Origin of the sequence: Salipiger aestuarii (genome assembly GCF_003259905.1) — a bacterium.
GTDB lineage: Bacteria > Pseudomonadota > Alphaproteobacteria > Rhodobacterales > Rhodobacteraceae > Salipiger > Salipiger aestuarii.
On sequence record NZ_QLMG01000004.1, the window covers coordinates 95,138 to 118,839 of the forward strand.

The following is a 23,702-nucleotide window of genomic DNA, read 5'->3' on the forward strand; positions in this document are numbered from 1 at the left end:
TTCCACAATGGCTTGCGGTTTACGCAGTTCGCACTTGGGTGGAATCGCCCCATCGGTTACCAACGTGATGTGGCCAGAAAGGCCGATACCAGTTCTATCCAGGCTGCGTGGGAGCAGTGGGGTGAGTGACGGGGTCGGCATCGGTCGGCCCCGTCTTCCCGTGTGTTTCCGCCCGATTTCAGGCCGGTGTTCATTCCGGCGCTTGTTCCGGCAGGCCCGCGAGTGCGCGGATCAGCCGCCATTCATCCGGCGTGACCGGCTGCACCGACAGGCGCGACTGTTTCAGCAGCGCCATGTCAGACAGGCGCGGGTCGGCCTTGACCATGTCCAGCGTGACGGGCGTTTTCACCGGTTCCAGCGCCTTGATGTCCACGCAATCCCAGCGCGCATCGTCGGCGGTGCTGTCGGGATGGGATTCGGCGATCACCTCGACGGTGCCGACCACGGCTTTTTCCTTTTGCGAGTGGTAAAAGAACCCGCGATCCCCGACGCGCATCTCACGCATGAAGTTGCGCGCCTGATAGTTGCGCACGCCGTTCCATTCCTCGCCCGCTTCGCCCCTGGCGACCTGATCCGCCCAGGACCAGGCCGAGGGTTCGGATTTGAACAGCCAGAATGTCACCCGATGACCTTTTTCCAGGCGGTCAGCGTCACGCTTTCGAACATGCCGGCCTTGGCGTAGGGGTCGCTGTCCGCCCAGGCGCGCGCGGCGGCCATGTCGGTGACATCAAGGATCACGAGACTGCCGGCCATCTCGCCGGCATCGTCCAGAAGCGGGCCGGCCTGCACGACGACGCCGGTGGCCTCGATGTAGGCAAGATGCGCCTCGCGATTGTCCTTGCGCGTTCGCAGCGCGCCGTCCTTGTCCTTGGCAATAAGAGCGACAAGCATGTTCATTCCTCCTTCAGGGGTCGGTTCAGTAATCGGGTGATGGCATCGCCGACCGATACGGTGCCGCCCGACACCTCGGCGACGCTGCGGCAGATCGGCAGGTCCAGTCCCAGCCGGGCGGCCAGCCGGGTGACGGCTTCGGCGGTTTTCACGCCCTCGACGGTAAGCGACGCATCGAACGTCGTGCCGCGCCCCAGCGCAAGGCCAAAGCGGTAGTTGCGTGACAGATCCGAAGTGCAGGTCAGCGACAGATCGCCCAGCCCCGACAGCCCCGCCAGCGTATTGGCGCGTGCGCCAAGCGTGGTGGCAAGGCGGGACATTTCGGCAAAGCCGCGCGTCATCAGCGCGGCGCGGGCGCTGTCACCAAGGCCGATGCCGATGCAGGCACCGCAGGCGATGGCGATGACGTTCTTGAGCGCGCCGCCAAGTTCGGCCCCGATGGCGTCGGTGGACCGGTAAAGGCGCAGCGTCGGGGTCGACAGATCGCGCTGCAACCGCCACCCGGCATCCGCATCGGCGCAGGCCAGCGTCAGCGCCGTGGGCAGGCCGCGCGCGATGTCATCGGCAAAGCTGGGGCCGGTCAGGATCGCCGCAATCGCCTGCGGTTTGGCGCGGGCGATGACGCCGGTGGGGCCGGTCAGGTCGGTCACGTCGATCCCCTTGCAGCAGGCCACAACCCGCTGGCCCGTCAGCGGCGATGCGACCTGGGACAGCACCGCGTGCAGCGATTGCATCGGCGTGGCAAGCAGCAGGGTCTCGGCACGCGCCACCCGCGCGATGTCGGTCGATGCGGTGATGGTGTCGGGCAGGGTTGCGCCGGGCAGGCGGGGCGCGCGGTGGGTGTGGTTGATCGCGGCGACGGTTTCGGGATCGCGCGCCCACAGCGCGACAGGGGTGCCATGGCGCGCCAAGGCGATCGCCAGCGCGGTGCCAAAGGCCCCTGCGCCAAGCACGCCGATCATGACTTGGGGCCCTTTTTCCCCGACCCCAGCAGCGGAGCGGCGTCGCGGTCCAGGGGCCAGCGGGGCCGGGCCGCAAGGGTCATGTCAGACCGTTCGCCGGCGGCGAAAAGCTCGGCCCCGGCATAGGCGATCATCGCCGCATTGTCGGTGCACAGCTTCAGCGGGGGGGCGGTGAACACGACCCCGGCCTCGTCGCTGATCGCCTGCAAGGCGCCGCGGATCGCGGTGTTGGCGGCGACGCCTCCGGCAATGGCGATGGCGGGGGCGGCGGGGGAGTCGGCAAGATACAGAGCCAGCGCGCGGCGGGTTTTTTCGGCCAGTACATCCCGGACAGCGGCCTGGAACCCGGCGCACAGGTCGGCGCGGTCCCGGGCATATAGCCCGCCTTGATCTGTCACGATCTGATCGCGCATCCGCAGCAAGGCGGTCTTCAGCCCCGAAAAGCTCAGGTCACAGCCGCTGCGGTCCAGCAGCGGACGGGGAAAGCGGAACCGCGCCTCGTCGCCATCCAGTGCTGCGTCCTGCACCGACGGCCCGCCGGGCTGGGGCAGGCCCAGCAGGCGGGCGGTCTTGTCGAATGCCTCGCCCGGCGCGTCGTCGATGGTGCCGCCAAGGCGGGTGAAATCCTGCGCGCCGCGCACGATCAGGAACTGGCAATGCCCGCCCGACACCAGCAGCATCAGGTAGGGAAACGCCAGCCCGTCGGTCAGGCGGGGCGTCAGCGCGTGGCCGGCAAGGTGGTTCACCCCGATCAGCGGTTTGTTCAGCCCCGCCGCCAGCCCCTTGGCCATCATCACGCCCGACAGCACGCCGCCGATCAGCCCCGGACCCGCCGTCACCGCGATTGCGTCCAGATCGGACAGGTGGACACCTGCCTCGGCAATCGCCTGTTCCACCGCCAGATCCAGCTTTTCCGCATGGGCGCGGGCAGCGATTTCCGGCACGATGCCCCCGAAGGCGGCGTGCAGTTCGGCCTGCCCCATCACCACCGACGACAGGATATGCCGCCCGCGCAGCACCGCCGCGGCGGTGTCATCGCAGCTGCTTTCCAGCCCAAGGATCAGCGGGTCGGTCATCGGCACATCCGTTGCAAAGCCATGACCATCCAGCTACCACCTGCGCACCAGCGCCACAATGCCAAGGCCGCCATGCCACAGCCCATCCTGTTGCTGACCCGCCCGGACCCCGCCTCGCGCCGCTTTTTGGGCGGTATCGAACAGCGGCTGCACGGCTTTTCCACCATCGTCAGCCCGGTGATCGCCATCCAACCGCGTGGGCCGCTGCCAGAGACGGGCGATGCGGTGGGGGCAGTTTTCACCTCGGCCAACGGGGTGCGGGCGTGGCAGGCGCTGGGCGGCGCGCCGCTGCCGCTGTGTTATACGGTGGGGGATGCGACGGCGCAGGCGGCCCGCGCGGCAGGTTTTGCGCCGCAAAGCGCGCAGGGCGACGCCGACGCGCTGGTGGCGATGATCGCGGCCGATGCGCCGCAGGGCCGGCTGATCCATCTGCGCGGCGCGCATGCGCGGGGCGATGTCGCGGCGCGTCTTGCGCAACGGGGCCTGCGCGCGACCGAGGCGGTGATCTACGACCAGCCGACGCAGGAATTGAGCGCCCGGGCCCAGCAGGCGCTTGGCGGCAACTCTCCGGTGATTCTTCCGCTTTTCTCCGTGCGCAGCGCGGCCCAGTTTGCCCGGACGGCGCAGATCGGGCCGCGCCGCGCGCCGCTCATCGTCGCAGCGATCAGCGCCGAGGTGGCCGAAGCACTGGGCGCGCTCTATGTGAATAGGCTGGAAATACCGGCGCGGCCTGATGCGGAACATATGCAGGATGCCGTGATTGGGTTACTGAAAGACCTGGGGGCGCTTGTGAAGCGTCACAAGTCTGTGAAAGATTAGGCGGGCACGCGCCTTATCGTGCCGTGAACCAGGATTTTGCGAGAACTTGAAAGGGTGGAGCGTGGCCGACGAGAAGAAACCGGTAGACGGGATCGAGGACGACGCCGGGAACGGCGCCGAAACAGTGGCGTCGTCAACGCCGGACTCCGGGGCGCCCTTTGACGAGACCGTTTCAGGTCCGGACGCGGCAGACAGCGTTGCCGGCGGTGATGACACCGTGACCGGCCCCTCCGTGACCGAAACCCCGGCGGCAACGCCCGAAGAAAACACCGACATCCACTCCCCCGCCGAGGCCACGCTGCTGCGCGAAGACAGCCTGCGGCCCGGCGACGACGCCTTGTCGGACGAAACCGGCGCAGATCCGGACGACGGGTCGACCATCGACGCAAGCTCGCCCTCTGCCATCGACGGCACCGTGGCCGCAGATCCGGCGTCCGCAACCCCGGCGATGGCGGCCGCAGCCTCGCCTCAGGTCATCGAAAAGACCGTGGTCGAGAAAAAGGGCGGCTTTGTCCCGATGCTGCTGGGCGGGGTGATCGCGGCGGCGCTGGGCTATGGCGCGGCGGCGTACCAGGGCGGCACCTGGCCCTTTGACACGGCCCCCAACCCGTTCGAGGATGAAACCCGTAGCGCACTGGCCGAGCAGGCCGACCGTATCGACGCGCTTGCCGCCGAGGTACAGACCGCCACGGATACGGCCAACGGCATCGACCTGTCGGCGCTCGAATCTTCGGTCGCGGATCTTCAGACCCAGATCGACACGGCCACCGGCTCTTTCGACGATCTGTCGGGGCGGCTGGATGAATTCGCAACCCGTCTGGACGAAATCGCGACGCGCCCGCTGGAACAGATCTCGCCCGATGCGGTGGCCGCCTTCGAACGCGAACTGGAAACGCTGCGCGATGCCGCTACCCAGCAGGCGAGCGAAGTCGAAAAGATGACGCAGCAGGCGCTTGATGCCGAAGCCAACGCGCAGCAGCTTGCCACCCGGTCCAAGGCGCGCGCTGCACTGGCCGACGTGATGGCGGCGCTGGCGGCAGGCGAGCCTTATGCCGAGCCGCTGCAAACCGTCGAGGCCAACGGCGTCGCCGCCCCTGCGCCGCTGGCGTCCCATGCCGATGACGGCGTGCCGTCGCTTGCCGAGCTGACCGAAGAATATCCCCCGCTTGCCCGCGAGGCGCTGGTCATCGCGCGCCGGGGCGAAACCGAAGGCTCCAGCGGCGCGGCCCGTTTCACCACCTTCCTCGAAAACCAGCTGGGGGTGCGGTCGGTCACGCCGCGCGACGGGAACGGGGCCGATGCCATCCTGTCGCGGGCCGAAGCGGCGCTGAAAGACGGCGCGCTCGACACGGCGCTGTCCGAGTTGTCCGCCCTGCCGGAACAGGCGCGCGCGCCGCTCTCGGACTGGATGGCCCGGGCGAAAACACGCGCCGACGCGCTCGCGGCAGCCGATGGGCTCGCCCAGGAACTGAACAAGGAATAAGGGTCGCAACATGCTCTGGTCACTTCTGAAGATCGTCATCTTCGTCGCCATCGTCGCGGCCCTGACCCTTGGCGCCGGGTATGTGATGGAGGCCAACGGCGGCATCCAGATCACCGCCGCCGGGTACGAGGTCAACCTTGGCCCACTGCAATCGGTGATCGCCGTCGTCGTGCTGGTCGTCGGGCTGTTCGTGCTGTTCAAGCTTGTCGGGCTGACGATCGCCGTGCTGAAATTCATCAACGGCGACGACACCGCGCTGTCGCGCTATTTCGACCGCAACCGCGAGCGTAAGGGCTATCACGCGCTGTCGGAGGGTCTGCTGGCGCTGTCGTCTGGCGAGGGCAAGCTGGCGATGGCCAAGGCGCAAAAGGCCGACCGCTATCTTCACAACCCCGCGCTTACCAATCTGCTGACCGCGCAGGCCGCCGAGATGTCGGGCGACACCCGCAAGGCCGAGGAAACCTACAAAAAGCTGATCCAGAACGACGATACCCGGTTCGCGGGCATTCGCGGGATGATGAAGTTGAAGCTCGCCCAGGGCGACGAAGACACCGCGCTTGCGCTGGCCGAACGCGCCTTTGCGATCAAGCCCCGGCATCGTGAAATTCAGGACATGCTTCTGGAACTTCAGGTGAAAAACCACGACTGGAAAGGTGCCCGCAAAACCCTGTCTGCCGAGCTCAAGCACGGCAACCTGCCGCGGGATGTCTACAAGCGACGCGATGCGGTGCTGGCGCTGTCAGAGGCCAAGGATATCTTTGCCGACGACAAGCCGATCGAGGCGCGCGAGGCGGCAATCGCCTCGGCCAAGGGTTCGCCCGACCTGATTCCCGGCGCCTGCATGGCGGCGCGGGCCTACATTGCGCGTGGGGAAAACAAAAAGGCCGAGCGTATCCTGAAAAAGGCCTGGGCCGTGCAGCCGCATCCCGATCTGGCCGCGACCTTTGCGGAAATCGCCCCCGACGAGACCCCGGGCGAGCGGGTGAAACGGTTCAAGGCGCTTACCGGGCTGCGCACATCCCATCGCGAAACCAAGCTGTTGCGCGCCGAACTGGCGCTCGCCGCCGAGGATTTTCCCGAAGCGCGGCGCGCCGTGGGCAACCTTGCCGATACCGATGCGGATGCACGCGTGCTGACGGTGATGGCGGCCATCGCCAAGGGCGAAGGTGCGCCGGAAACCGAAGTGCGCGGCTGGCTGACCAAGGCGCTTGTGGCGCCGCGCGGCCCGGCCTGGGTCTGCGACCAGTGTCACCATCTGCATTCCGAATGGGTGCCGATCTGTGACAATTGCAACGGCTTTGATACCCTTAGCTGGACCACCCCGCCGCAGACCGGCGGGGCACCGGCGGGGGCCGAAATGCTGCCGCTGATCGTCGGGACCGACCCGGCGCCCGCGCCGGCCACCGATGCCGTGCCCGAGGTGCTGGCGCCGAACCCGCCTACGCCGCAGGGCGCGTCGGCTGCCGATGACGCCAGGCCCGCGGTCGAGGATGCCGAGGTGGTAACCGACCCCGGCACGCCCGACCCGGACAAGAAGGACAGCGCAGCCTGACCCTTTGGACCGGGCGGCCCCGGTGATCCGGGGCCGCCCGGCGCCTGCGTGGGGCTTGCGTGGCGCGTGCGCAGCCGACGATTGCACAGACCGGCGCGCAGGCGGTAGGATTGGGCCATGACCGATGCCGCCCCGCCAGATCACGCCCCCGCCGCAGACGTTTCCGGCGTCGACGACGAAGTGTGGCGGTCGGTTCTGAAAGCGGTCGATCAGACCTATTCAGAGCTTGTTGCCCATCAGGAACAGCTGGAACGCCGCAACGACGAGCTTGTCGCCGCCAAGACGCTGATCGAATCGCTGTTGCAGTCGGTCAGCGATATTCTGATGGTGATCGACCATGACGGCGCGGTGATCGAAGCCAGCGCCTCGCTCGTCGATCTGGTGCCGGGTCCGGTGGTCGGGCTGCCCGCATCGCAGGTGTTCGAGTCCGAAGGCGCGGCGCGTCTGAGCGCCGCGCTGACCGGCCTGCGGCTGGGCCAGCCGACCGCGCAGTTCGAAGCGTCGATCCCGGCGCCGGGCGGCGCGCAGCCCTTTGACATTGCCCTGTCGCCCCGGCTGGATTCGCGCAACCGGGTCAGCGGCGCCGTGCTGACCGGGCGTCCGCTTGGCGAGCTGCGCCGTGCCTACGCCAAGCTGGAACTGTCGCACGAGCAGCTCAAGCAGGCGCAGGGACAGATCGTGCGCAACGAAAAGCTGGCCTCGCTGGGGCGGCTGCTTGCCGGGGTCGCGCACGAGCTGAACAATCCGATCAGCTTTGTCTATGCTTCGGTCCATGCGCTGGAAAAATACGTCGGCCAGTTCGAGACCTATTTCGAAAAGGTCCAGCAGGGCGCGTCGCGCGACGATCTTGTCCGTCTGCGGTCCGAGCTGAAACTGGAACGCGCGCTGACCAATCTTGGCACCGCGATCCACGGCGCGCGCGAAGGATCCGAGCGGGTGCGCGATATCGTCGCCGATCTGCGCCGGCTTGCATCGGACGGGCGGGGCGAGGCGATGGCTTTCGATCTTGCCGAAACCGCGCGGGTTTCGGCGCTGTGGGTCGAGCGCGGGTCGAAATCCGACGTGGTCGTGGATTTTTCCGGGTTGGACAGCCTGCGCGTGCGCGGGGTTCCGGGGCATGTGCAGCAAATCGTCATGAACCTTGTGCAGAACGCGATCGACGCGGTGGCGGACAGCCCCGCGCCGCGGGTGTGCATCGCCCTGCAGCACCACGATGGCATGGCGCGGATGATCGTGTCCGACACCGGGCCGGGGGTGCCGGCAGACCAGCGCGCGGCGATTTTCGATCCGTTCTACACCACGAAACCGGTGGGCAAGGGCACCGGGCTGGGGCTTTCCATCTCGGCAAAGATCGCGGATGAACATGGCGGGCAGCTGATCCTGTTGCCCGACGGGCCGGGCGCGCGCTTTGCGCTCGACCTGCCGCTGGTGCAAGCCGAAGGAGACCGGGAATGAACGTGCTCTGGCTGCAATCCGCGGGATGCGGGGGCTGTACCATGTCGCTGCTGTGCGCCGAAGCGCCCAACGTCTTTGACACGTTGGGCGATGGCGGGGTGTCGTTCCTGTGGCATCCGTCGTTTTCCGAAGCCACGGGCGCCGAGGTGCTGGCGCTGCTTGGCGCGCTGGAAAGCGGGGAAATCCCGCTGGACGCGCTGTGTTTCGAAGGCTCGGTCGCGACGGGCCCCAGGGGCAGCGGGCGCTATCACATGCTGGCGGGCAGCGGGCGGGCGATGCTGGACTGGGTCCGTGCCCTGGCGCCGCGCGCGCGCCATGTGGTCGCCGTAGGCACCTGCGCGGCCTATGGCGGCGTGACCGCTGCGGGGGGCAATCCGACCGGCGCGATGGGGCTGCAATGGGATGGCCGGCAAAAGGGCGGCGTGCTGGAGGGCGGGTTCGTGTCGCGCGCCGGCCTTCCGGTGATCAATGTCGCAGGATGTCCGACCCATCCGGGCTGGGTGACCGAAACCCTGCTGATGCTGGCGGACGGAACGCTGGGCGCGCAGGATCTGGACGGCTACGGGCGCCCGCGCTTTTATGCGGACCACCTTGTGCACCATGGCTGTTCCAAGAACGAATACTATGAATACAAGGCTTCGGCGCGCGCCCTGTGCGAAATCGGCTGCATGATGGAGCATCTTGGCTGTGTCGGCACCCAGGCGGTGGGCGATTGCAACACGCGGCCCTGGAACGGGCAGGGGTCCTGTACCTCGGGGAACTATCCCTGCATCGCCTGCACCGCGCCGGAATTCGAAGAGCCGGGCCATGCCTTCACCCAGACGCCGACCATCGCGGGCATCCCGGTGGGGTTGCCGTCGGACATGCCCAAGGCGTGGTTCATGGCGCTGGCGTCGCTGTCCAAGGCCGCAACGCCCAAACGCATCGACGTCAACGCCCATTCGGATCGTGTGCGCATCGCGCCCGCGCCAAGGGGTCAGCGATGACGCGCAAACTGCTGGTCGGCCCGTTCAACCGGGTCGAGGGCGACCTGGAAATCCAGCTGACCGTCGAGGATGGCCGCGTCAGCGCCGCGCGGGCCAATTCGCCGCTGTTCCGCGGGTTCGAGATGATGCTTCAGGGCAAGCCGCCCAGCGATGCGCTGACGCTGACCCCCAGGATCTGCGGCATCTGTTCGGTCAGCCAGTCCAAGGCGGCGGCGCTGGCGCTTGGGGATGCCCTGGGCGCGTGGATGTTGCCCCAGGGGGCGCTGGCGGCGGCGATCCTGCACGGGGTCGAAAACCTGTGCGACCACCTGACCCATTTCGCGCTGTTCTTCATGCCCGATTTCGCGCGGCCGGTGTATGCCGGGCGGGGTTGGCACGACCGCGCGGTGTCGCGGTTCACTGCAACGCGGGGCGCGGCCCTGCGGCCCATCGTCGAGGCGCGCGCGCAACTGTTTCACATCGTCGGGCTGCTGGGGGGCAAGTGGCCCCACACGCTGGCGATCCAGCCGACAGGGGTAACGCGTGCGCCCGATGCGCGCGATCGCATCCGCATCCAGACCACGCTGCGCGCCGCGCGCAGGGTGATCGAGCGCGAACTGTTCGGCGCTGCCGCCGAGCCGTTCGCCGCGCTGCAAACCGTTGCGGCGCTGGAAAGCTGGCCGGGGGGGGATGCGGCGCTGTTCAACGAGATTTCGGCGGATCTGCGGCTGGACACGCTTGGCGTTGGCCCACGGCGCTACCTGTCCTGCGGCGCCTATCCGCTGGACAGCGGGCGCGTGACCGCGTCGGGCGTCTGGGAAAACGGGGCCGTCAGCGCATTCGATCCGGCGGCGGTGCAAGAGGATCTCAGCCATGCCTGGATGCTGGGCGATGCCGCGCATCCCGCGCAGGGGGCCACCGTGCCCGACGAGGACATGGCCGGCCCGGCCTATTCCTGGTGCAAGGCCCCGCGTCTGGCCGGACGCACGGTCGAGGTCGGCGCGCTGGCGCGGCAGGCGGTCGACGGGCATCCGTTGGCGGTGGCGCTTGCGTCCGAGGGATCGGTCCGGGCGCGGATCGGCGGGCGCTTGCTCGAGGTGGCGCGGCTGCTGACCTGGCTGGACCGCTGGGCGGCGGCGCTGGAACCGTCGGCGCGGTTCATGGGCGATGCGCCCGCAACGGCGGACGGCGCTGGCGCGGGGCTGGTCGAGGCCGCGCGCGGCACGCTGGGGCATTGGCTGCGCATCGAACGGGGCGTGATCGCCAGCTATCAGATCGTGGCGCCGACCACCTGGAATTTCTCGCCCCGCGATGCGGGCGGTGTGCCCGGCCCGGTCGAGGCGGCGCTGGTCGGCTGCCCGGTGGGCGATGCCGAAAGCACGCCCGTCGCGGTGCAGCACGTTGTAAGGAGTTTCGATCCATGCATGGTCTGCACGGTGCATTGAGGCCGCCCTCGACGCGGGTGCTGCCCCCGCGCGCCGGCGCAGCGCGCCGGGGCCTGTTCAGCCGGAAAAAGACGCGGACATGGTGACGGGGCGGCGAATCCGGGTGCGCGGGCAGGTACAGGGGGTGGGATTTCGGCCTTTCGTCTGGCGCCTTGCCGCGCGGTTCGGGGTCTCTGGCGAGGTGTCGAACGACGCCGAGGGCGTGCTTGTGCTGGGCTTCGGCAGGGATCTGGACGGGTTCGAACGGGCGTTGCGTACCGAGGCGCCGCCGCTGGCGCGCGTGGATGCGGTGGAAAGCTCGGGCTGCGATGTGGCGCGGCGGGACGGGTTTGCGATTGTCGCCTCTGGCGGGCCGGGGGCGGAAACCCAGGTGACCCCGGATGCGGCGACCTGCGCCGAGTGTCTGGACGAGGTACGGGGCGTGGGGCGCCGCGCGGGATATGCATTTGCCAATTGTACCCATTGCGGTCCGCGTTTCACCATCGTCACCGGGCTGCCCTATGACCGGGCGCAGACCACGATGGCGCCGTTCGGCCTGTGTGACGCATGCCGCGCGGAATACGAAAACCCGGCGGACAGGCGGTTCCATGCGCAGCCGGTGGCCTGTCCGGAGTGTGGGCCTCGGGCGTGGTATGAAGGCAGCGGCGCCGGAGCGGGCAACGCGGTGACGCGCGCGGCGGACGCCTTGCTGCGCGGCGAAATCGTCGCGGTGAAGGGGCTTGGGGGCTTTCATCTTGCGTGCGATGCGACGAATGCGCAGGCGGTGGCCTTGTTGCGGACGCGCAAGCGGCGTCCGGCCAAGCCGTTTGCGCTGATGGCGCCGCTGGCGGTCGTGGCGCGGCATTGCGGTGTTTCCCGGCAGGAGGAGGCGGTGTTGTCCGGTCCCGCCGCACCCATCGTGTTGCTGGTCAAGGCGGGCGCCGCGCTGCCGGATGCGGTCGCGCCGGGGCAGGGAACACTGGGCTGGATGCTGCCGGCGACGCCGTTGCATCATCTGTTGTGCGACGCGGCGGAACGGCCGCTTGTGATGACCTCGGGAAATGTCAGCGGCGCGCCGCAGGTGATCGGCAATGACGAGGCGCGCGCCACGCTGGGCGCTTTTGCCGATGGGTTCCTGATGCATGACCGCGCCATCGCCCGCAGGCTGGATGACAGCGTCGAACGCGTCGACCCGCCGATGGTGTTGCGCCGAGGGCGGGGCCGGGTGCCGGGTACGCTGGCGCTGCCGGACGGGTTTTCAGACCGCCAGGTGGTGGCCTATGGCGGGCAGATGAAGGCGGCGATCTGCCTGATCAAGAACGGCCGCGCCCTGCTGGGCCATCACCTCGGCGAGCTTGACGAGCCGTTGACCTGGGAGGCATTCCTGCAAGCGGATCGCGATTATGCCGCGTTGTTCGACCATCGCCCCGCGGCGGTCGCCTGCGACCTGCACGAGGGTTATCGCGCCACGCAGCACGCCGGCGGGCTGGGGTTGCCGGTGATGGCGGTGCAGCATCACCATGCCCATCTTGCCGCCTGTCTGGGCGACAACCTGTGGCCGCTGGATGGCGGGCCGGTGGCGGGAATCGTGCTGGATGGCGCGGGGCTTGGCACCGACGGGACGATCTGGGGCGGCGAGCTCTTGCTGGGCGATTACCGTGGAGTCGAGCGGCGCGCCTGGCTGGCGCCTGCGCCCCTGGCGGGCGGCGATGCGGCAGCGCGTGAACCGTGGCGCAACGCCGCTGTGCGGCTGGCGGCCGCAGGTCTTGACCCGGCCGACCGGTTTCACGGGAAACCCGTGGCGATGCTGCTGGACGCGGCGCGGCGGGGCATCAATGCGCCGCTGTCATCCAGCGCAGGGCGGTTGTTCGATGCCGCCGCCGCCTGTCTCGGGCTGTGTCCGGACGTGCAAAGCTATGAGGGCGAGGCGGCGATGCGGCTGGAAGCCATGGCGGTGCGCTGCGAAGGGGCCGCCGCTTTTGGCGATGGGTGCCGGATCGGGGTCGACGCGGTGTTTCGCGAACTGATGAGCGACGCCATCCCGGCGCCGCACCGCGCCTGGCGGTTTCACGCCGGGTTGGCGCAGGCGTTTGCGTCACGTGCGCGGGCGCTTGTCGCGGCGGGCGAGGCGCGGGCGGTCGCGTTGACGGGGGGGTGTTTCCAGAACGCGCTGCTGCTGCGCCTGACGCTTGGGGCGCTGGACGGCGTGCCGGTGCTGATCCATCGCCAGACCCCGGCCAATGACGGCGGGCTGGCGCTGGGTCAGGCGCTTGTGGCCCTGGCGCAGATGGAAAGCGCCTGACCGGCAGCCCTGCCGTGGCGGACAGGCGCTAACCGGATGATTGCGGCGGTATGACACTTAACCTGTTGTTATAAGACATTTTAACAAGTCGAGAGAGACTTGGGTGAACTCCTTTCGCACACGGCGGCATACCGTGATGCTTGGCAGATCGGCGCGGGCGACACCGCCGCGCCATGCCAGAACCACCCAGGGAGGACGCCAGCTTGAGCCAGATCGAAACCTTCTATGATGTCATGCGAAGCCAGGGAATCACCCGCCGCAGTTTCATGAAATACTGCTCGCTCACCGCCGCCGCGCTTGGCCTTGGTCCCGCCTTCGTGCCGAAAATCGCCCACGCGATGGAAACCAAGCCGCGCACCCCGGTGATCTGGGTGCACGGGCTGGAATGCACCTGCTGCTCCGAAAGCTTTATCCGCAGCGCCCACCCGCTGGCCAAGGATGTCGTGCTGTCGATGATCAGCCTTGATTACGACGACACGCTGATGGCCGCCGCCGGCCATCAGGCCGAGGCCGCCCTGCAGGACACCATCGACAAGTACAAGGGCAACTACATCCTTGCGGTCGAGGGCAACCCGCCGCTGAACGAAGACGGCATGTATTGCATCGTCGGCGGCAAGCCCTTTACCGATCAGCTCAGGCACGCCGCCGAACACGCCAAGGCGATCATCAGTTGGGGGGCTTGCGCGTCCTACGGCTGTGTGCAGGCCGCCGCGCCGAACCCGACGCGCGCGACCCCGGTGCACAAGGTCATCACCGACAAGCCGATCATCAAGGTGCCGGGCTGCCCGCCCATCGCCGAGGTCATGACCGGCGTCATCACCTATATGCTGACCTTCGACCGGATGCCCGAGCTTGACCGGCAGGGCCGCCCCGCGATGTTCTATTCCCAGCGCATCCACGACAAATGCTACCGCCGCCCGCATTTCGACGCGGGGCAATTCGTCGAACACTGGGACGATGAAAACGCGCGCAAGGGCTATTGCCTGTACAAGATGGGCTGCAAGGGGCCGACGACCTACAACGCCTGCTCTACCGTGCGCTGGAACGAGGGCGTCAGCTTTCCGATCCAGTCCGGGCATGGCTGCATCGGCTGTTCCGAAGACGGGTTCTGGGATCAGGGGTCGTTCTACAACCGCGTCACCGACCTTACGCAATTCGGCATCGAGGCCAACGCTGACAAGGTCGGCGCAACCGCCGCCGGCGTCGTCGGCGCGGGCATCGCGGCGCATATCGCCGTGTCCGCGCTTAAATCCGCGCAGAAGAAAACCCAGTCGAAAGAAGAGGTGTAAGCCATGGTGATCCAGACCCCGAACGGCTACACGCTCGACAATGGCGGCACGCGTGTTGTCGTCGACCCGGTGACCCGGATCGAAGGCCACATGCGCTGCGAGGTCAACGTCAACGACCAGAACATCATCACCAACGCGGTCAGCACCGGCACCATGTGGCGCGGGCTGGAGGTCATCCTAAAGGGCCGCGATCCGCGCGATGCCTGGGCGTTCACAGAACGCATCTGCGGCGTGTGCACCGGCACACACGCGCTGACCTCCGTGCGCGCGGTCGAGGATGCGCTGGGCATCAACATCCCCGAGAACGCGAATTCGATCCGCAACATGATGCAGCTTGCGCTGGAAATTCACGATCACGTCGTGCATTTCTATCACTTGCACGCGCTGGACTGGGTCAACCCGATCAACGCGCTCAAGGCCGATCCCAAGGCCACGTCCGAGTTGCAGCAGACGGCGGGTCCGAACCACCCGCTATCGTCGCCCGGCTATTTCCGCGACGTGCAGAACCGCCTGAAGAAATTCGTGGAATCCGGCCAGCTTGGTCTGTTCAAGAACGGCTACTGGGACAATCCGGCCTATCTTCTGCCGCCCGAGGCGGACCTGATGGCGACGACGCATTATCTTGAGGCGCTCGATCTTCAGAAGGAAATCGTCAAGGTTCACACGATCTTTGGCGGCAAGAACCCGCATCCCAACTGGCTGGTCGGCGGCGTGCCCTGCCCGATCAACATGAACGGGGTCGGCAGCGTCGGTGCGATCAACATGGAACGGCTGAACATGGTCAGCGCGATCATCGACCGGGCGCAGGAATTCAACCGCAACGTCTATATCCCCGACGTAAAGGCGATCGGCGGCTTCTATCGCAACTGGCTGTATGGCGGGGGGCTGTCATCGCAGGCGTGTCTTGCCTATGGCGACATCCCCGAAAACCCCAATGATTTCTCGCCAGAGCAGCTGCATCTGCCGCGCGGCGCGATCGTGGGCGGCAATATGGACGAGGTGCTCGACGTCGATCCGCGCGACCCCGAGCAGGTGCAGGAATTCGTCGACCATTCGTGGTACACCTACGGCGAGCCCGGCAAGGGGCTGCATCCATGGGATGGCATCACCGAGCCGAAATACGAGCTTGGGCCAAACGCCAGGGGCACCCGGACCAACATCCAGGAGCTTGACGAGGCGGCGAAATACTCGTGGATCAAGGCGCCGCGCTGGCGTGGTCACGCGATGGAGGTGGGGCCGCTGGCCCGCTACATCATCGGCTACGCCAAGGGCCACGAGGACATCACCGATCAGGTCGACCGCCTGCTGTCCGACATGGACCTGCCCAAGGAGGCGCTGTTTTCGACTCTTGGGCGCACCGCCGCCCGCGCGCTGGAATCGGAATATTGCGGGCGTCTGCAACGGCACTTCTTCGACAAGATGATCTCAAACATCCGCAACGGCGACGAATCCACCGCCAACGTGGCAAAATGGGACCCGTCAACCTGGCCGACCTCGGCCAGGGGCGTCGGCATGACCGAGGCGCCGCGCGGCGCACTGGGCCATTGGATCAGGATCGAAAACGGCCGCATCGACAATTACCAATGCGTGGTGCCGACCACCTGGAACGGCTCGCCCCGCGATACCGCCGGCAACATCGGCGCGTTCGAGGCAAGCCTGATGAACACCAGGGTCGAGCGCCCCGATGAGCCGGTCGAGGTGCTGCGCACCCTGCACAGCTTTGATCCCTGCCTAGCCTGTTCGACCCATGTGATGTCGCCCGATGGTCAAGAGCTTGCCAACGTCAAGGTCCGCTAAAAAGGAGAGAGAGATGAAATACGCAATTTCCGCGTTCCTGCTGACGGCCTCCGCCGCCATGGCGCACGAAGGCCACGATGCCGCGCTTGGCGACGGTGCGGCGCATTGGCTGCTGTCTCCGCTGCACGGTGTGGGTGTTCTGGCGCTTGGCGCTGTGCTGTTGCTGGTGATCCGCGCCCGCAACAAGGGGTAGGGTCATGACCGAAACCACCCCTGTCCAACAGTTGGCCGACGACGCCACCGCCGAGGATATCGACAGCATCCGCACCCGCACCAGCGTTTTCGTCTACGAATGGCCGGTGCGGCTGTGGCACTGGGTCAACGCGGCCCTTATCACGCTGCTGATCGGCACCGGCTGGTTCATCGCCTCGCCCCTGCCGTCGATGGATTTCGCCGAGGCGACGTTTCAGTTCGTCATGGGCTACAACCGGTTCATCCATTTCGCCTGCGGTCAGCTTTTGACCGTCGCCTTTGCCGCGCGCATCTATTGGGCCTTCGTCGGCAACCACCATGCGCGGCAGCTGTTCTATGTGCCGGTCTGGCGCAAGACCTGGTGGCACGAGATGTTCCACGAGCTGAAATGGTACGCCTTCATCGCGAAGACGCCGAAGAAATACGTCGGGCACAATCCGCTGGCGCAGATGGCGATGTTCTTCTTCATGACCATCGGTCTGACGTTCATGCTGGCCACTGGCTGGGCGCTGTATGCCGAAGGTGCGGGGCAGGGATCGTTGCCGGATCTGGCGATGGGGTGGCTTGCCGCGCTGGTCGGCAACACGCAGATCCTGCATTCGATCCATCACCTTGGCATGTGGTTCATCGTCATCTTCATGATGATCCACATCTACGCCGCCATCCGCGAGGATATCATGTCGCGCCAGTCGATGGTGTCGACGATGATCTCGGGGCACCGCACCTTCAAGGACGATCTGCCAGAGTGACGCTTGCCACCGCGCCGAAAAACCGAACGGGCCCTGACCGGGGCCCGTTTTTCTTGTGGAAAGTGTCTTTTCGATTGTTGGATCATATGGAAGGTTGAAATCCATGTGATTGCCTTCGGGATGCGGTGGGATCCAGAAACTATTAATAATAATCAGCATGTTATCTAGAGATATATCTTTACTGCGGAAACGATGAACCGCATCGGCGGGAAGGATAGACTTTTTCCAGTCAGCAGGCGGCAGCACAACGCTTCCGCCCTGCCAGCGAAAGGGGGGGAACGCATGACGCAAACCGCGCTTATCCTTGGCATCGGCAACGTGCTTTGGGCGGACGAGGGCTTTGGCGTGCGCTGCGTCGAACATCTTGCGGACCGGCTGGCCTATGGCGATGACGTCACGGTACTGGATGGCGGCACGCAGGGGCTGTACCTGCTGCCGTTCCTCGAAGAGGCCGATGTGCTCGTGGTGTTCGATGCCGTCGATTACGGGCTGCCCCCCGGCACGGTGAAGGTGGTCGAGGGCGACGCGGTGCCCCGTTTCATGGGCGCCAGGAAAATGTCGCTGCACCAGACCGGGTTTCAGGATGTGATCGCGACGGCGCAGCTGATGGGCTATTGCCCCGAGGCGCTGCTGCTGGTCGGCTGCCAGCCCGAAGAGCTGGAGGATTATGGCGGCGGTCTGCGCGCCATCGTCGCGGCCCGCATTCTCGAGGCGGTGCAAATCGCCCGCGACTGGCTGGCCGCGCGCGGATTTCGCGCAATCGACGGCCCCACGGTGTCCGACACGCTGGCCGACGCCTCGATCCGCCATGCCGCCTACGAAGACGGACGGCCCAGCGAAGACGACGCCTGCCGCACCGGCGACCCCCGCTTTTTTCCGGTGGCCGGCTGATGTGCGTCGGCATTCCCATGCGCCTGCTTGGCATCGACGGCATCGCCGGGAGCGCCACGGGCGATGAGGGCGACGCGCTGATCGACCTGTCGCTGACCCCCGATGCGAAGGTCGGCGATTGGGTGCTGACCCATCTCGGCCACGCCCGCGAGGTGATTTCCGCGCAGGAGGCCGCGTTGATCGGAAAGGCGCTGTGCGGTCTGCGCGCGGTGATGAACGGGGCCGGGGTCGGCGATGCCTTTGCCGATATCGAAAATCGCGCGCCGCAACTGCCGCCGCATCTTGCCGACGCGCTGGCGGCGGGCAAGGCCACTGGCTGAAGGACCCCGCAGATGAGCCATCCTCTGATCGACCGCCTTGTGACAGACTTTGACTGGCCACGCCTGTCCACCATGCACGACGTCGCCGCCTTTGTCGCGGCTCCGGGCGCGCATTGCCTGTTTGTTCCGGGCGATCCCAGGCGCAACCTTGAATCCGCCGATGTGGCGGTGATCCTGCCCGAACTGCACATGACCTTTCAGCGCGCCTTCGATTGCGCCGTGGTCGCGGACGCGATCGAAACGCAGGTGCGCACGGCGGCCAATGTGCTCAAGACGCCGTCGCTGATCTTTTACCGCGATGGTCTGCCGCTTGGCGGCATCCCCAAGGTGCGCGACTGGGATGATTACATCGCGCGCATTCCCCGGATCCTAAACCCCCGCGCCGCCTGACGGAGACACGACATGGTGACAAATTTCCATATGCCTCCGGTCGGTTACGGGCCCGGATCGCAACCCGAAGACGACAGCTTCGATTACATGTCCATGCCGCAGGACATGCGCACCTTTACCGCGCATTTCCCCGAGGTCGACGATGTTTCCGGCCTTGGCGCGGCGCTTGGCCTGATGGCCGAGGTCGCCAATGCCGCCGACCGCGTGGCGCGGGGCGGTGCGCCCGAACGCTTCGATCTGTCGACGCTGGATGCCGCCAATCGCGGGCTGATCGCCGAGACCATGGGCGAAGGCGAGGTCGCGATGAAGATCCGCGGCGTGCCCGCAATCCGCGTTCAGGAATCGGTGTTTGCTGGCATCTGGGGGCTCGGCGCCGCCGGGATGGACGTGATCGAGGTCGCTCAGGCCCCCGCGCAGGCCAAGGCGCGCGCCTTTGAACCCGTTCGCCCGGCCACCCCTGACGGGGCGGGCATGGGCGTGGTCAACGCCCCGCCGCTGCTGGTCGAACTGCTGGACAAATCCGGCAACTATCGTGCCAGTCGGAATGTACATGTGGTCAACCTGACCCTGCTGCCGCATACCGAGGGCGATCTGGCCTGGCTGGACAAGCGCCTTGGCCTTGGGTCGACCGACATCCTGTCGCGCGGCTATGGCAACTGCCGTGTCACCGCGACCGCCACGCCTCATGTCTGGCGGGTGCAATTTTTCAACTCGATGGATACGCTGATCCTTGATACGTTCGAGGTCACCGACATGCCCGAGGTTGCCATCGCCGCGGGCGAAGACCTGGCCGACAGCGCCGCCCGCCTGCGCGACGTGCTGGAGGCGATCCGATGAGTTTCGAGGGCAGCTACATGGGCGCCAACGACCGGATTTCCGACCTGGCTATCATGGAATGCAAGATCTGCTGGACGCCCTACGATCCGTCCGAGGGCGACGACACCCGGCAGATCGACGCGGGCGTGCCCTTTGCCGACCTGCCCGGGGACTGGTCCTGCCCGACCTGTTGCGCGCCGAAAGAGCAGTTCATGGTGCGCGAAGACCCCGGCGCGGCCAGTCTGCTGGAAGCCAACCGCATCGGCGCGATCACGCGTCGGCTTGAGGCCGACTTCCGCGAAATCTACAACGCCAAGATGCGCGACGTGCCCATCGTCAACAAGTCGTTGCAGGTCGAGGCGGTGGGGTTTGCCAGACACGGCGACACTCTGCTGGGCGTGCTGGTCAGCCCGTGGTTCATGAACCTGATCCTGCTGCCGGATGCGGGGCAGGACTGGTCGGGGCTGAAGGCGGGCAGGAAAGAGGTCGTCTCGTTTCCGTCGGGCGAGTATGAATTCATCCACAACACCCGCGAGACGATCGGCGGCTACAAGGCCTGCTCGCTGTTCTCGCCGATGCATGATTTCAAGCGGCACAAGGATGCGACCGATGTCGCCCGCGCGGTGAGGATCGCGCTGTTTCAGGATGAAAACCGCGCCGAAACCGACCGCGCGGCCGACATCCGGGCGGCGCGCGAAGATCACGTTGCCGCTGTGAACGCTGCCGAAGACGAGGCCGACAACGATCCCGCGCCGACCCGCCGCGCGGTCATCACCGGCGGTCTGACGCTGACCGAAGACCGGCCGGACGGGTCCGACGGATGACCCTTCGCGCGCCAGCCTGCCTGATGGCCCGCCCCGCGCCCCGGCTTCCGGTAGCGCAGTTGGTGATGGGGCGTCCGGTGAACGAGGTCCAGATGCTGCTGCCGCGGCTGTTCAACCTGTGCCGGGGCGCGCAGGCAACGGCGGTTTCGGTGGCCATCGGGGAGGGCTGCCACCGCGACGCCGCCAGCGCCATCGCGCGTGAAATCCTGCGCGACCATCTGCTCAAGCTCTACGCGACCTGGCCGAAGCTTGTCGGGCTTGCGCCGCAGCCCCTGCCGCCGGACTGGGACAAGGGCGGGCGCCGGCTGCTCGCATGGCTTTTTGGGCGCGCCGGCGAAGCACCGGCCAGCGTGGCGGCGTTCGATGCCTTTCTGGCGCGTCGCGACATGCCGGTGGCGCCGGTCATGGCGCGCATCCGCGATGCCTTTGCCCCGGGTGAGGCAGTGACCGGGCGGTTTCCCCCGGTGTCGTCCGATCTGATCTGGGCGAAATCCGATATTGAAAATTCGGTCGCCGCGCGGCATCTGCACCACCCGGTGATGCAGCATCTGGAAACCGCCTGGGGCCGGGGGCCGTTGTGGCGCGCCGCCGCCCGGCTTTATGACATCGAAGCGATGGCGTTGGGAAATATTCCCGCTATTCAAAGCGGCGCCGCCTGGGCCATGGTACCCGCCGCGCGCGGCAGCTATGCCATACGCATCGTGGTGGCGCAGAACCGCGTGGCCGATTTCGCCCGCGTAACCCCGACCGACGCGCTGCTGGCGCCGGGCGGCATTCTGCAACGCTGCCTTGAAACGCTGCCCGCCGCCAAGGCCGGGCTGGGCGCGCTGTTGCTGGATATTCTGGACCCGTGCAGCCCGGTCGCGTTGCAACAGGTGCATCATGCATGAAATGTCGCTGTGTGAAGGCATCCGGCGGGTGGTCGATCAGGTGGCGGGCTCGGGCGATATCACCCGCGTGACGCGGGTGCGGCTGGAAATCGGGCGCTTTGCCGGGGTGGAAAAGCCCGCGCTGGAATTTGCCTGGGCCGTGGTCATGCGCGGATCGAAAGCCGAAGGCGCGACGCTGGAAATGATCGACCTGCCGGGCCGCGCGCTTTGCTATGACTGCATGGCCACTGTCAGCATTGACCACAGGCTTGATCCCTGCCCGAACTGCGGCAGCGGCAAGCTGATGCCCGACGGGGGCGACGAGATGCGGATCAAGGATATGGAGGTGCTCTGATGTGTACGGTTTGCGGCTGTTCGGACGGTGAGGTCGAAGGTCATGGTAACGGCGACGGGCACGGTCACCATGCCCATGGCGATATTCACTTTGGGCAAGGGCTGGCCGGGGTCGCGGTGGGCAACATGACCCAGGAGCGGCTGATCGAGATCGAAACCGGCATCCTGTCGGAAAACGACCGTTATGCCGCCGGCAATCGCGCGAAGCTGACGGCGATGGGGGTGTTTTGCGTGAACCTTGTCAGCTCTCCGGGATCGGGCAAGACCACGCTTCTGTGCGCGACGATCCGTGCCATGGGTGGCGGGGCGGCGGTGATCGAAGGCGATCAGCAAACCAGCAACGACGCCGAGCGCATCCGCGAAACCGGCGCCCCCGCCGTGCAGGTCAACACCGGCAAGGGCTGCCATCTGGACGGGCACATGGTCGGGCATGCGCTGGACCATCTGCACCTGCATTCCGGGGACATGCTGTTCATCGAAAACGTCGGAAATCTTGTTTGCCCCGCGGCGTTCGATTTGGGCGAGGATGCCAAGGTCGCGATCCTGTCGGTCACCGAAGGCGAAGACAAGCCTCTGAAATACCCTGACATGTTCACCGCAGCGCGCATCGCCCTGCTGAACAAGACCGATCTGGCGCCGCATTGCGACGTGGATCTCGATCTGTATGAATCCAACCTGCGCCGGGTGAACCCGACGATCGACATCATCCGCGTCTCGGCCCGCACTGGCGAAGGTCTGGACGCCTGGCTTGGCTGGCTGCGCGCCGGGTCGTCGGCCAAACACACGGCGCGGGCCGCCGGGTAGATGGCCGCCCCGGCGCTTCCCACCGTTCTGGTCGTCGATGACGAACCGTTTTCCGTCGCCTCGATGCGGATGGCGCTGGAAGACGATTTTCAGGTGCTGGAGGCGACCTCGGCCGATGACGCCTGGCGCCTGATGGAGGAAAACTGGGTGCAGGTGGTGGTGTCCGATCAACGGATGCCGGGGCGCACCGGGGTGGCGCTGCTGTCGGACGTGCGCGACCGCTGGCCCGAAACCGTGCGCATCATCGTGACCGGCTACACCGAAAGCGCCGACATGATCGAGGCGATCAACAGCGCGGGCATTTATCAGTTCATCACCAAGCCCTGGCACCCCGAACAATTCCTGATGGCGGTGCGCAACGCCGCCAGATTGTTCGAGCTTAGCCGCGATCACGAACGCATGTCGCTGGAAATGCGGTATCTTGGGTCCACGGCGGCGCAGAAACTGCAGGCGCGCCGGGTGCAGGCGCAACAGGCGGGCGGCTTTGACAAGGTGCTGCGGGGCACGGCCAGCCCGCTGAACCAGACCATCGCGCTTGCCCGTCAATACGCCAGCTTTGAGGTGCCGGTGCTGATTACCGGCGAGGCGGGCACCGGCAAGACCGACATCGCGCGCGCCATGCACTATGGCTCGTTGCGGTCTGACCGGCCGTTTTACGCGATCAACTGCGCGGGCATGTCCGACGATGTGCTGGGGGTCGAATTGTTCGGGGCCAAGCGCGGCGCTGTGGCGGGCGCCGTGCAGGCCCGCGCGGGGCTGTTGCAAAAGGCCGACCGGGGCACATTGATGCTGAACGGCATCGACACGCTGGGCCCGGCGATGCAGCTTGCGCTGTTGAATGTGGTCACCACGGGGGGCTTTCAGCCGCTGGGCGGGCATGAAACCCTGACCAGCGCGGCGCGGCTGTTGTTCGGGGCGCATCGCGATCTGCGCGCGATGGTCGCGGCACAGCAATTCCGCGGCGATCTGTTCTTCGAAATGGCGGTGACGGAACTGTCGGTGCCACCGCTGCGCGCCCGCGTGCACGATCTGCCGATGCTGGCCGAACGCCTGCTGCACGAGGCCGCCGAGACGCATGGCAAGCCGGTGCGGGGCCTGTCGCAACCTGCGCTGGATTTTCTGGTGGCGCATGACTGGCCCGGCAATCTGCCCGAATTGCGCAACGAGGTGACGCGGATGCTGATCCTGGCGCAGGACATGACTCTGGGGCCGGAACTGATCTCGCGCCATATTCTTCAGGCGGGGCATTCGGATCGAAACGACGCGGTCATGGGCACAGATCCGTGCACGCTGGAGGGCACCCTGAAAGACCGTGTCGAACTGATGGAGATGCGGATACTGGGCGAAACCCTGACCCGTCTGAAATGGAACAAGTCCAGAGCGGCGGCCGAACTGGGGCTGTCGCGCGTCGGGCTGCGCGCAAAGCTGGATCGCTACGGGATCGAACCCCACGCATCCGTCTCCGAGGAGGATTAAGC

24 protein-coding genes are annotated in these 23,702 nt (G+C 66.7%); 20 read left to right on the forward strand and 4 right to left on the reverse strand.

The features are described from left to right. Positions 1-190: 190 nt before the first annotated feature. From ATI53_RS03815 to tsaD, 4 genes are read right to left on the reverse strand one after another with little or no spacing between them, the layout of a single operon-like run. A complete protein-coding gene (locus tag ATI53_RS03815; protein ID WP_009505596.1) occupies positions 191-622 on the reverse strand; it encodes an EVE domain-containing protein in 432 nt (143 codons plus the stop codon). After that, positions 619-891: a YciI family protein gene (locus tag ATI53_RS03820; RefSeq protein ID WP_034452996.1), complete on the reverse strand. Its 273-nt coding sequence runs from the start codon at positions 889-891 to the stop codon at positions 619-621. Before ATI53_RS03820 ends, ATI53_RS03815 begins: the two co-directional genes overlap by 4 nt. Positions 892-893: 2 nt before the next feature. After that, the gene (locus tag ATI53_RS03825) at positions 894-1,853 is read right to left on the reverse strand and encodes an NAD(P)H-dependent glycerol-3-phosphate dehydrogenase (protein ID WP_009505598.1); all 960 of its coding nucleotides are present in this window, start codon (positions 1,851-1,853) and stop codon (positions 894-896) included. Next, complete coding sequence (gene tsaD / locus ATI53_RS03830; RefSeq protein WP_009505599.1) at positions 1,850-2,929, reverse strand: tRNA (adenosine(37)-N6)-threonylcarbamoyltransferase complex transferase subunit TsaD; 1,080 nt, start codon at positions 2,927-2,929, stop codon at positions 1,850-1,852. Before tsaD ends, ATI53_RS03825 begins: the two co-directional genes overlap by 4 nt. 72 nt (positions 2,930-3,001) lie before the next feature. On the opposite strand from tsaD, the gene ATI53_RS03835 reads away from it, so the two are divergent. The 20 genes from ATI53_RS03835 to ATI53_RS03930 all read left to right on the forward strand — a co-directional run bounded on the left by ATI53_RS03835 (position 3,002) and on the right by ATI53_RS03930 (position 23,700). Then, complete coding sequence (locus tag ATI53_RS03835) at positions 3,002-3,748, forward strand: uroporphyrinogen-III synthase (protein WP_111549761.1); 747 nt, start codon at positions 3,002-3,004, stop codon at positions 3,746-3,748. A gap of 61 nt (positions 3,749-3,809) precedes the next feature. Beyond that, the gene (locus ATI53_RS03840) at positions 3,810-5,231 is read left to right on the forward strand and encodes a COG4223 family protein (RefSeq protein ID WP_223865880.1); all 1,422 of its coding nucleotides are present in this window, start codon (positions 3,810-3,812) and stop codon (positions 5,229-5,231) included. Positions 5,232-5,241: 10 nt separating this feature from the next. Further along, positions 5,242-6,783 carry a heme biosynthesis protein HemY gene (locus ATI53_RS03845; RefSeq protein WP_111549763.1) on the forward strand — a complete coding sequence of 514 codons (1,542 nt, stop codon included), beginning with the start codon at positions 5,242-5,244 and terminating at the stop codon, positions 6,781-6,783. A gap of 117 nt (positions 6,784-6,900) precedes the next feature. Beyond that, entirely contained in the window at positions 6,901-8,238 is a 1,338-nt protein-coding gene (locus ATI53_RS03850; protein WP_111549764.1) for a sensor histidine kinase, read from the forward strand. Then, entirely contained in the window at positions 8,235-9,224 is a 990-nt protein-coding gene (locus tag ATI53_RS03855) for an NADH-quinone oxidoreductase subunit B family protein (protein ID WP_111549765.1), read from the forward strand. Before ATI53_RS03850 ends, ATI53_RS03855 begins: the two co-directional genes overlap by 4 nt. Next, positions 9,221-10,648 carry a nickel-dependent hydrogenase large subunit gene (locus ATI53_RS03860; protein ID WP_111549766.1) on the forward strand — a complete coding sequence of 476 codons (1,428 nt, stop codon included), beginning with the start codon at positions 9,221-9,223 and terminating at the stop codon, positions 10,646-10,648. Before ATI53_RS03855 ends, ATI53_RS03860 begins: the two co-directional genes overlap by 4 nt. Before the next feature lie 79 nt (positions 10,649-10,727). Next, the gene (gene hypF / locus ATI53_RS03865; protein ID WP_009505606.1) at positions 10,728-12,929 is read left to right on the forward strand and encodes a carbamoyltransferase HypF; all 2,202 of its coding nucleotides are present in this window, start codon (positions 10,728-10,730) and stop codon (positions 12,927-12,929) included. Between the two features lie 203 nt (positions 12,930-13,132). Beyond that, complete coding sequence (locus ATI53_RS03870; protein ID WP_009505607.1) at positions 13,133-14,218, forward strand: hydrogenase small subunit; 1,086 nt, start codon at positions 13,133-13,135, stop codon at positions 14,216-14,218. 3 nt (positions 14,219-14,221) lie between these two features. Next, positions 14,222-16,015, forward strand: coding sequence for a nickel-dependent hydrogenase large subunit (locus tag ATI53_RS03875; RefSeq protein ID WP_111549767.1), 1,794 nt, complete (start codon positions 14,222-14,224; stop codon positions 16,013-16,015). A gap of 13 nt (positions 16,016-16,028) precedes the next feature. Beyond that, on the forward strand, positions 16,029-16,208 hold the full coding sequence (locus ATI53_RS03880; RefSeq protein WP_009505609.1) for a hypothetical protein: 180 nt from the start codon (positions 16,029-16,031) through the stop codon (positions 16,206-16,208). A gap of 4 nt (positions 16,209-16,212) precedes the next feature. Beyond that, positions 16,213-16,956 (forward strand): Ni/Fe-hydrogenase, b-type cytochrome subunit, encoded by a 744-nt coding sequence (gene cybH / locus ATI53_RS03885; RefSeq protein ID WP_009505610.1) that lies wholly within the window; start codon positions 16,213-16,215, stop codon positions 16,954-16,956. A 282-nt stretch (positions 16,957-17,238) separates the two neighbouring features. After that, positions 17,239-17,847: a HyaD/HybD family hydrogenase maturation endopeptidase gene (locus tag ATI53_RS03890; RefSeq protein WP_111549768.1), complete on the forward strand. Its 609-nt coding sequence runs from the start codon at positions 17,239-17,241 to the stop codon at positions 17,845-17,847. Then, positions 17,847-18,167: a HypC/HybG/HupF family hydrogenase formation chaperone gene (locus ATI53_RS03895; RefSeq protein ID WP_111549769.1), complete on the forward strand. Its 321-nt coding sequence runs from the start codon at positions 17,847-17,849 to the stop codon at positions 18,165-18,167. The genes ATI53_RS03890 and ATI53_RS03895 overlap by 1 nt, the downstream gene beginning before the upstream one ends. A gap of 12 nt (positions 18,168-18,179) precedes the next feature. Further along, positions 18,180-18,557, forward strand: a complete 378-nt coding sequence (locus ATI53_RS03900; RefSeq protein ID WP_009505613.1) for a thioredoxin domain-containing protein — start codon at positions 18,180-18,182, stop codon at positions 18,555-18,557. Positions 18,558-18,569: 12 nt separating this feature from the next. Continuing rightward, positions 18,570-19,394, forward strand: coding sequence for a hydrogenase expression/formation protein (locus ATI53_RS03905; RefSeq protein ID WP_111549770.1), 825 nt, complete (start codon positions 18,570-18,572; stop codon positions 19,392-19,394). After that, positions 19,391-20,197, forward strand: coding sequence for a [NiFe]-hydrogenase assembly chaperone HybE (gene hybE / locus ATI53_RS03910; RefSeq protein WP_009505615.1), 807 nt, complete (start codon positions 19,391-19,393; stop codon positions 20,195-20,197). Before ATI53_RS03905 ends, hybE begins: the two co-directional genes overlap by 4 nt. Continuing rightward, entirely contained in the window at positions 20,194-21,087 is an 894-nt protein-coding gene (locus tag ATI53_RS03915; RefSeq protein WP_009505616.1) for a hypothetical protein, read from the forward strand. Before hybE ends, ATI53_RS03915 begins: the two co-directional genes overlap by 4 nt. Further along, positions 21,080-21,421 carry a hydrogenase maturation nickel metallochaperone HypA gene (hypA, locus tag ATI53_RS03920; RefSeq protein WP_009505617.1) on the forward strand — a complete coding sequence of 114 codons (342 nt, stop codon included), beginning with the start codon at positions 21,080-21,082 and terminating at the stop codon, positions 21,419-21,421. Before ATI53_RS03915 ends, hypA begins: the two co-directional genes overlap by 8 nt. Next, complete coding sequence (hypB, locus tag ATI53_RS03925) at positions 21,421-22,224, forward strand: hydrogenase nickel incorporation protein HypB (protein ID WP_111549771.1); 804 nt, start codon at positions 21,421-21,423, stop codon at positions 22,222-22,224. Before hypA ends, hypB begins: the two co-directional genes overlap by 1 nt. Next, positions 22,225-23,700 (forward strand): sigma-54-dependent transcriptional regulator, encoded by a 1,476-nt coding sequence (locus tag ATI53_RS03930; RefSeq protein WP_009505619.1) that lies wholly within the window; start codon positions 22,225-22,227, stop codon positions 23,698-23,700. Positions 23,701-23,702 lie beyond the last annotated feature (2 nt).

Excerpts from the sequence above, each read along its gene's own strand:
- ATI53_RS03900 (WP_009505613.1), top strand. The coding sequence starts at position 18,180 with ATGAGCCATCCTCTGATCGACCGCCTTGTGACAGACTTTGACTGGCCA.
- ATI53_RS03845 (WP_111549763.1), top strand. The coding sequence starts at position 5,242 with ATGCTCTGGTCACTTCTGAAGATCGTCATCTTCGTCGCCATCGTCGCG.
- tsaD (WP_009505599.1), bottom strand. The coding sequence starts at position 2,929 with ATGACCGACCCGCTGATCCTTGGGCTGGAAAGCAGCTGCGATGACACC.
- hypB (WP_111549771.1), top strand. The coding sequence starts at position 21,421 with ATGTGTACGGTTTGCGGCTGTTCGGACGGTGAGGTCGAAGGTCATGGT.
- cybH (WP_009505610.1), top strand. The coding sequence starts at position 16,213 with ATGACCGAAACCACCCCTGTCCAACAGTTGGCCGACGACGCCACCGCC.
- ATI53_RS03915 (WP_009505616.1), top strand. The coding sequence starts at position 20,194 with ATGACCCTTCGCGCGCCAGCCTGCCTGATGGCCCGCCCCGCGCCCCGG.
- ATI53_RS03860 (WP_111549766.1), top strand. The coding sequence starts at position 9,221 with ATGACGCGCAAACTGCTGGTCGGCCCGTTCAACCGGGTCGAGGGCGAC.
- ATI53_RS03820 (WP_034452996.1), bottom strand. The coding sequence starts at position 891 with ATGCTTGTCGCTCTTATTGCCAAGGACAAGGACGGCGCGCTGCGAACG.
- ATI53_RS03825 (WP_009505598.1), bottom strand. The coding sequence starts at position 1,853 with ATGATCGGCGTGCTTGGCGCAGGGGCCTTTGGCACCGCGCTGGCGATC.
- ATI53_RS03880 (WP_009505609.1), top strand. The coding sequence starts at position 16,029 with ATGAAATACGCAATTTCCGCGTTCCTGCTGACGGCCTCCGCCGCCATG.
- ATI53_RS03930 (WP_009505619.1), top strand. The coding sequence starts at position 22,225 with ATGGCCGCCCCGGCGCTTCCCACCGTTCTGGTCGTCGATGACGAACCG.
- ATI53_RS03855 (WP_111549765.1), top strand. The coding sequence starts at position 8,235 with ATGAACGTGCTCTGGCTGCAATCCGCGGGATGCGGGGGCTGTACCATG.
- hypF (WP_009505606.1), top strand. The coding sequence starts at position 10,728 with ATGGTGACGGGGCGGCGAATCCGGGTGCGCGGGCAGGTACAGGGGGTG.
- hypA (WP_009505617.1), top strand. The coding sequence starts at position 21,080 with ATGCATGAAATGTCGCTGTGTGAAGGCATCCGGCGGGTGGTCGATCAG.
- ATI53_RS03835 (WP_111549761.1), top strand. The coding sequence starts at position 3,002 with ATGCCACAGCCCATCCTGTTGCTGACCCGCCCGGACCCCGCCTCGCGC.
- hybE (WP_009505615.1), top strand. The coding sequence starts at position 19,391 with ATGAGTTTCGAGGGCAGCTACATGGGCGCCAACGACCGGATTTCCGAC.
- ATI53_RS03850 (WP_111549764.1), top strand. The coding sequence starts at position 6,901 with ATGACCGATGCCGCCCCGCCAGATCACGCCCCCGCCGCAGACGTTTCC.
- ATI53_RS03890 (WP_111549768.1), top strand. The coding sequence starts at position 17,239 with ATGACGCAAACCGCGCTTATCCTTGGCATCGGCAACGTGCTTTGGGCG.
- ATI53_RS03905 (WP_111549770.1), top strand. The coding sequence starts at position 18,570 with ATGGTGACAAATTTCCATATGCCTCCGGTCGGTTACGGGCCCGGATCG.
- ATI53_RS03875 (WP_111549767.1), top strand. The coding sequence starts at position 14,222 with ATGGTGATCCAGACCCCGAACGGCTACACGCTCGACAATGGCGGCACG.
- ATI53_RS03895 (WP_111549769.1), top strand. The coding sequence starts at position 17,847 with ATGTGCGTCGGCATTCCCATGCGCCTGCTTGGCATCGACGGCATCGCC.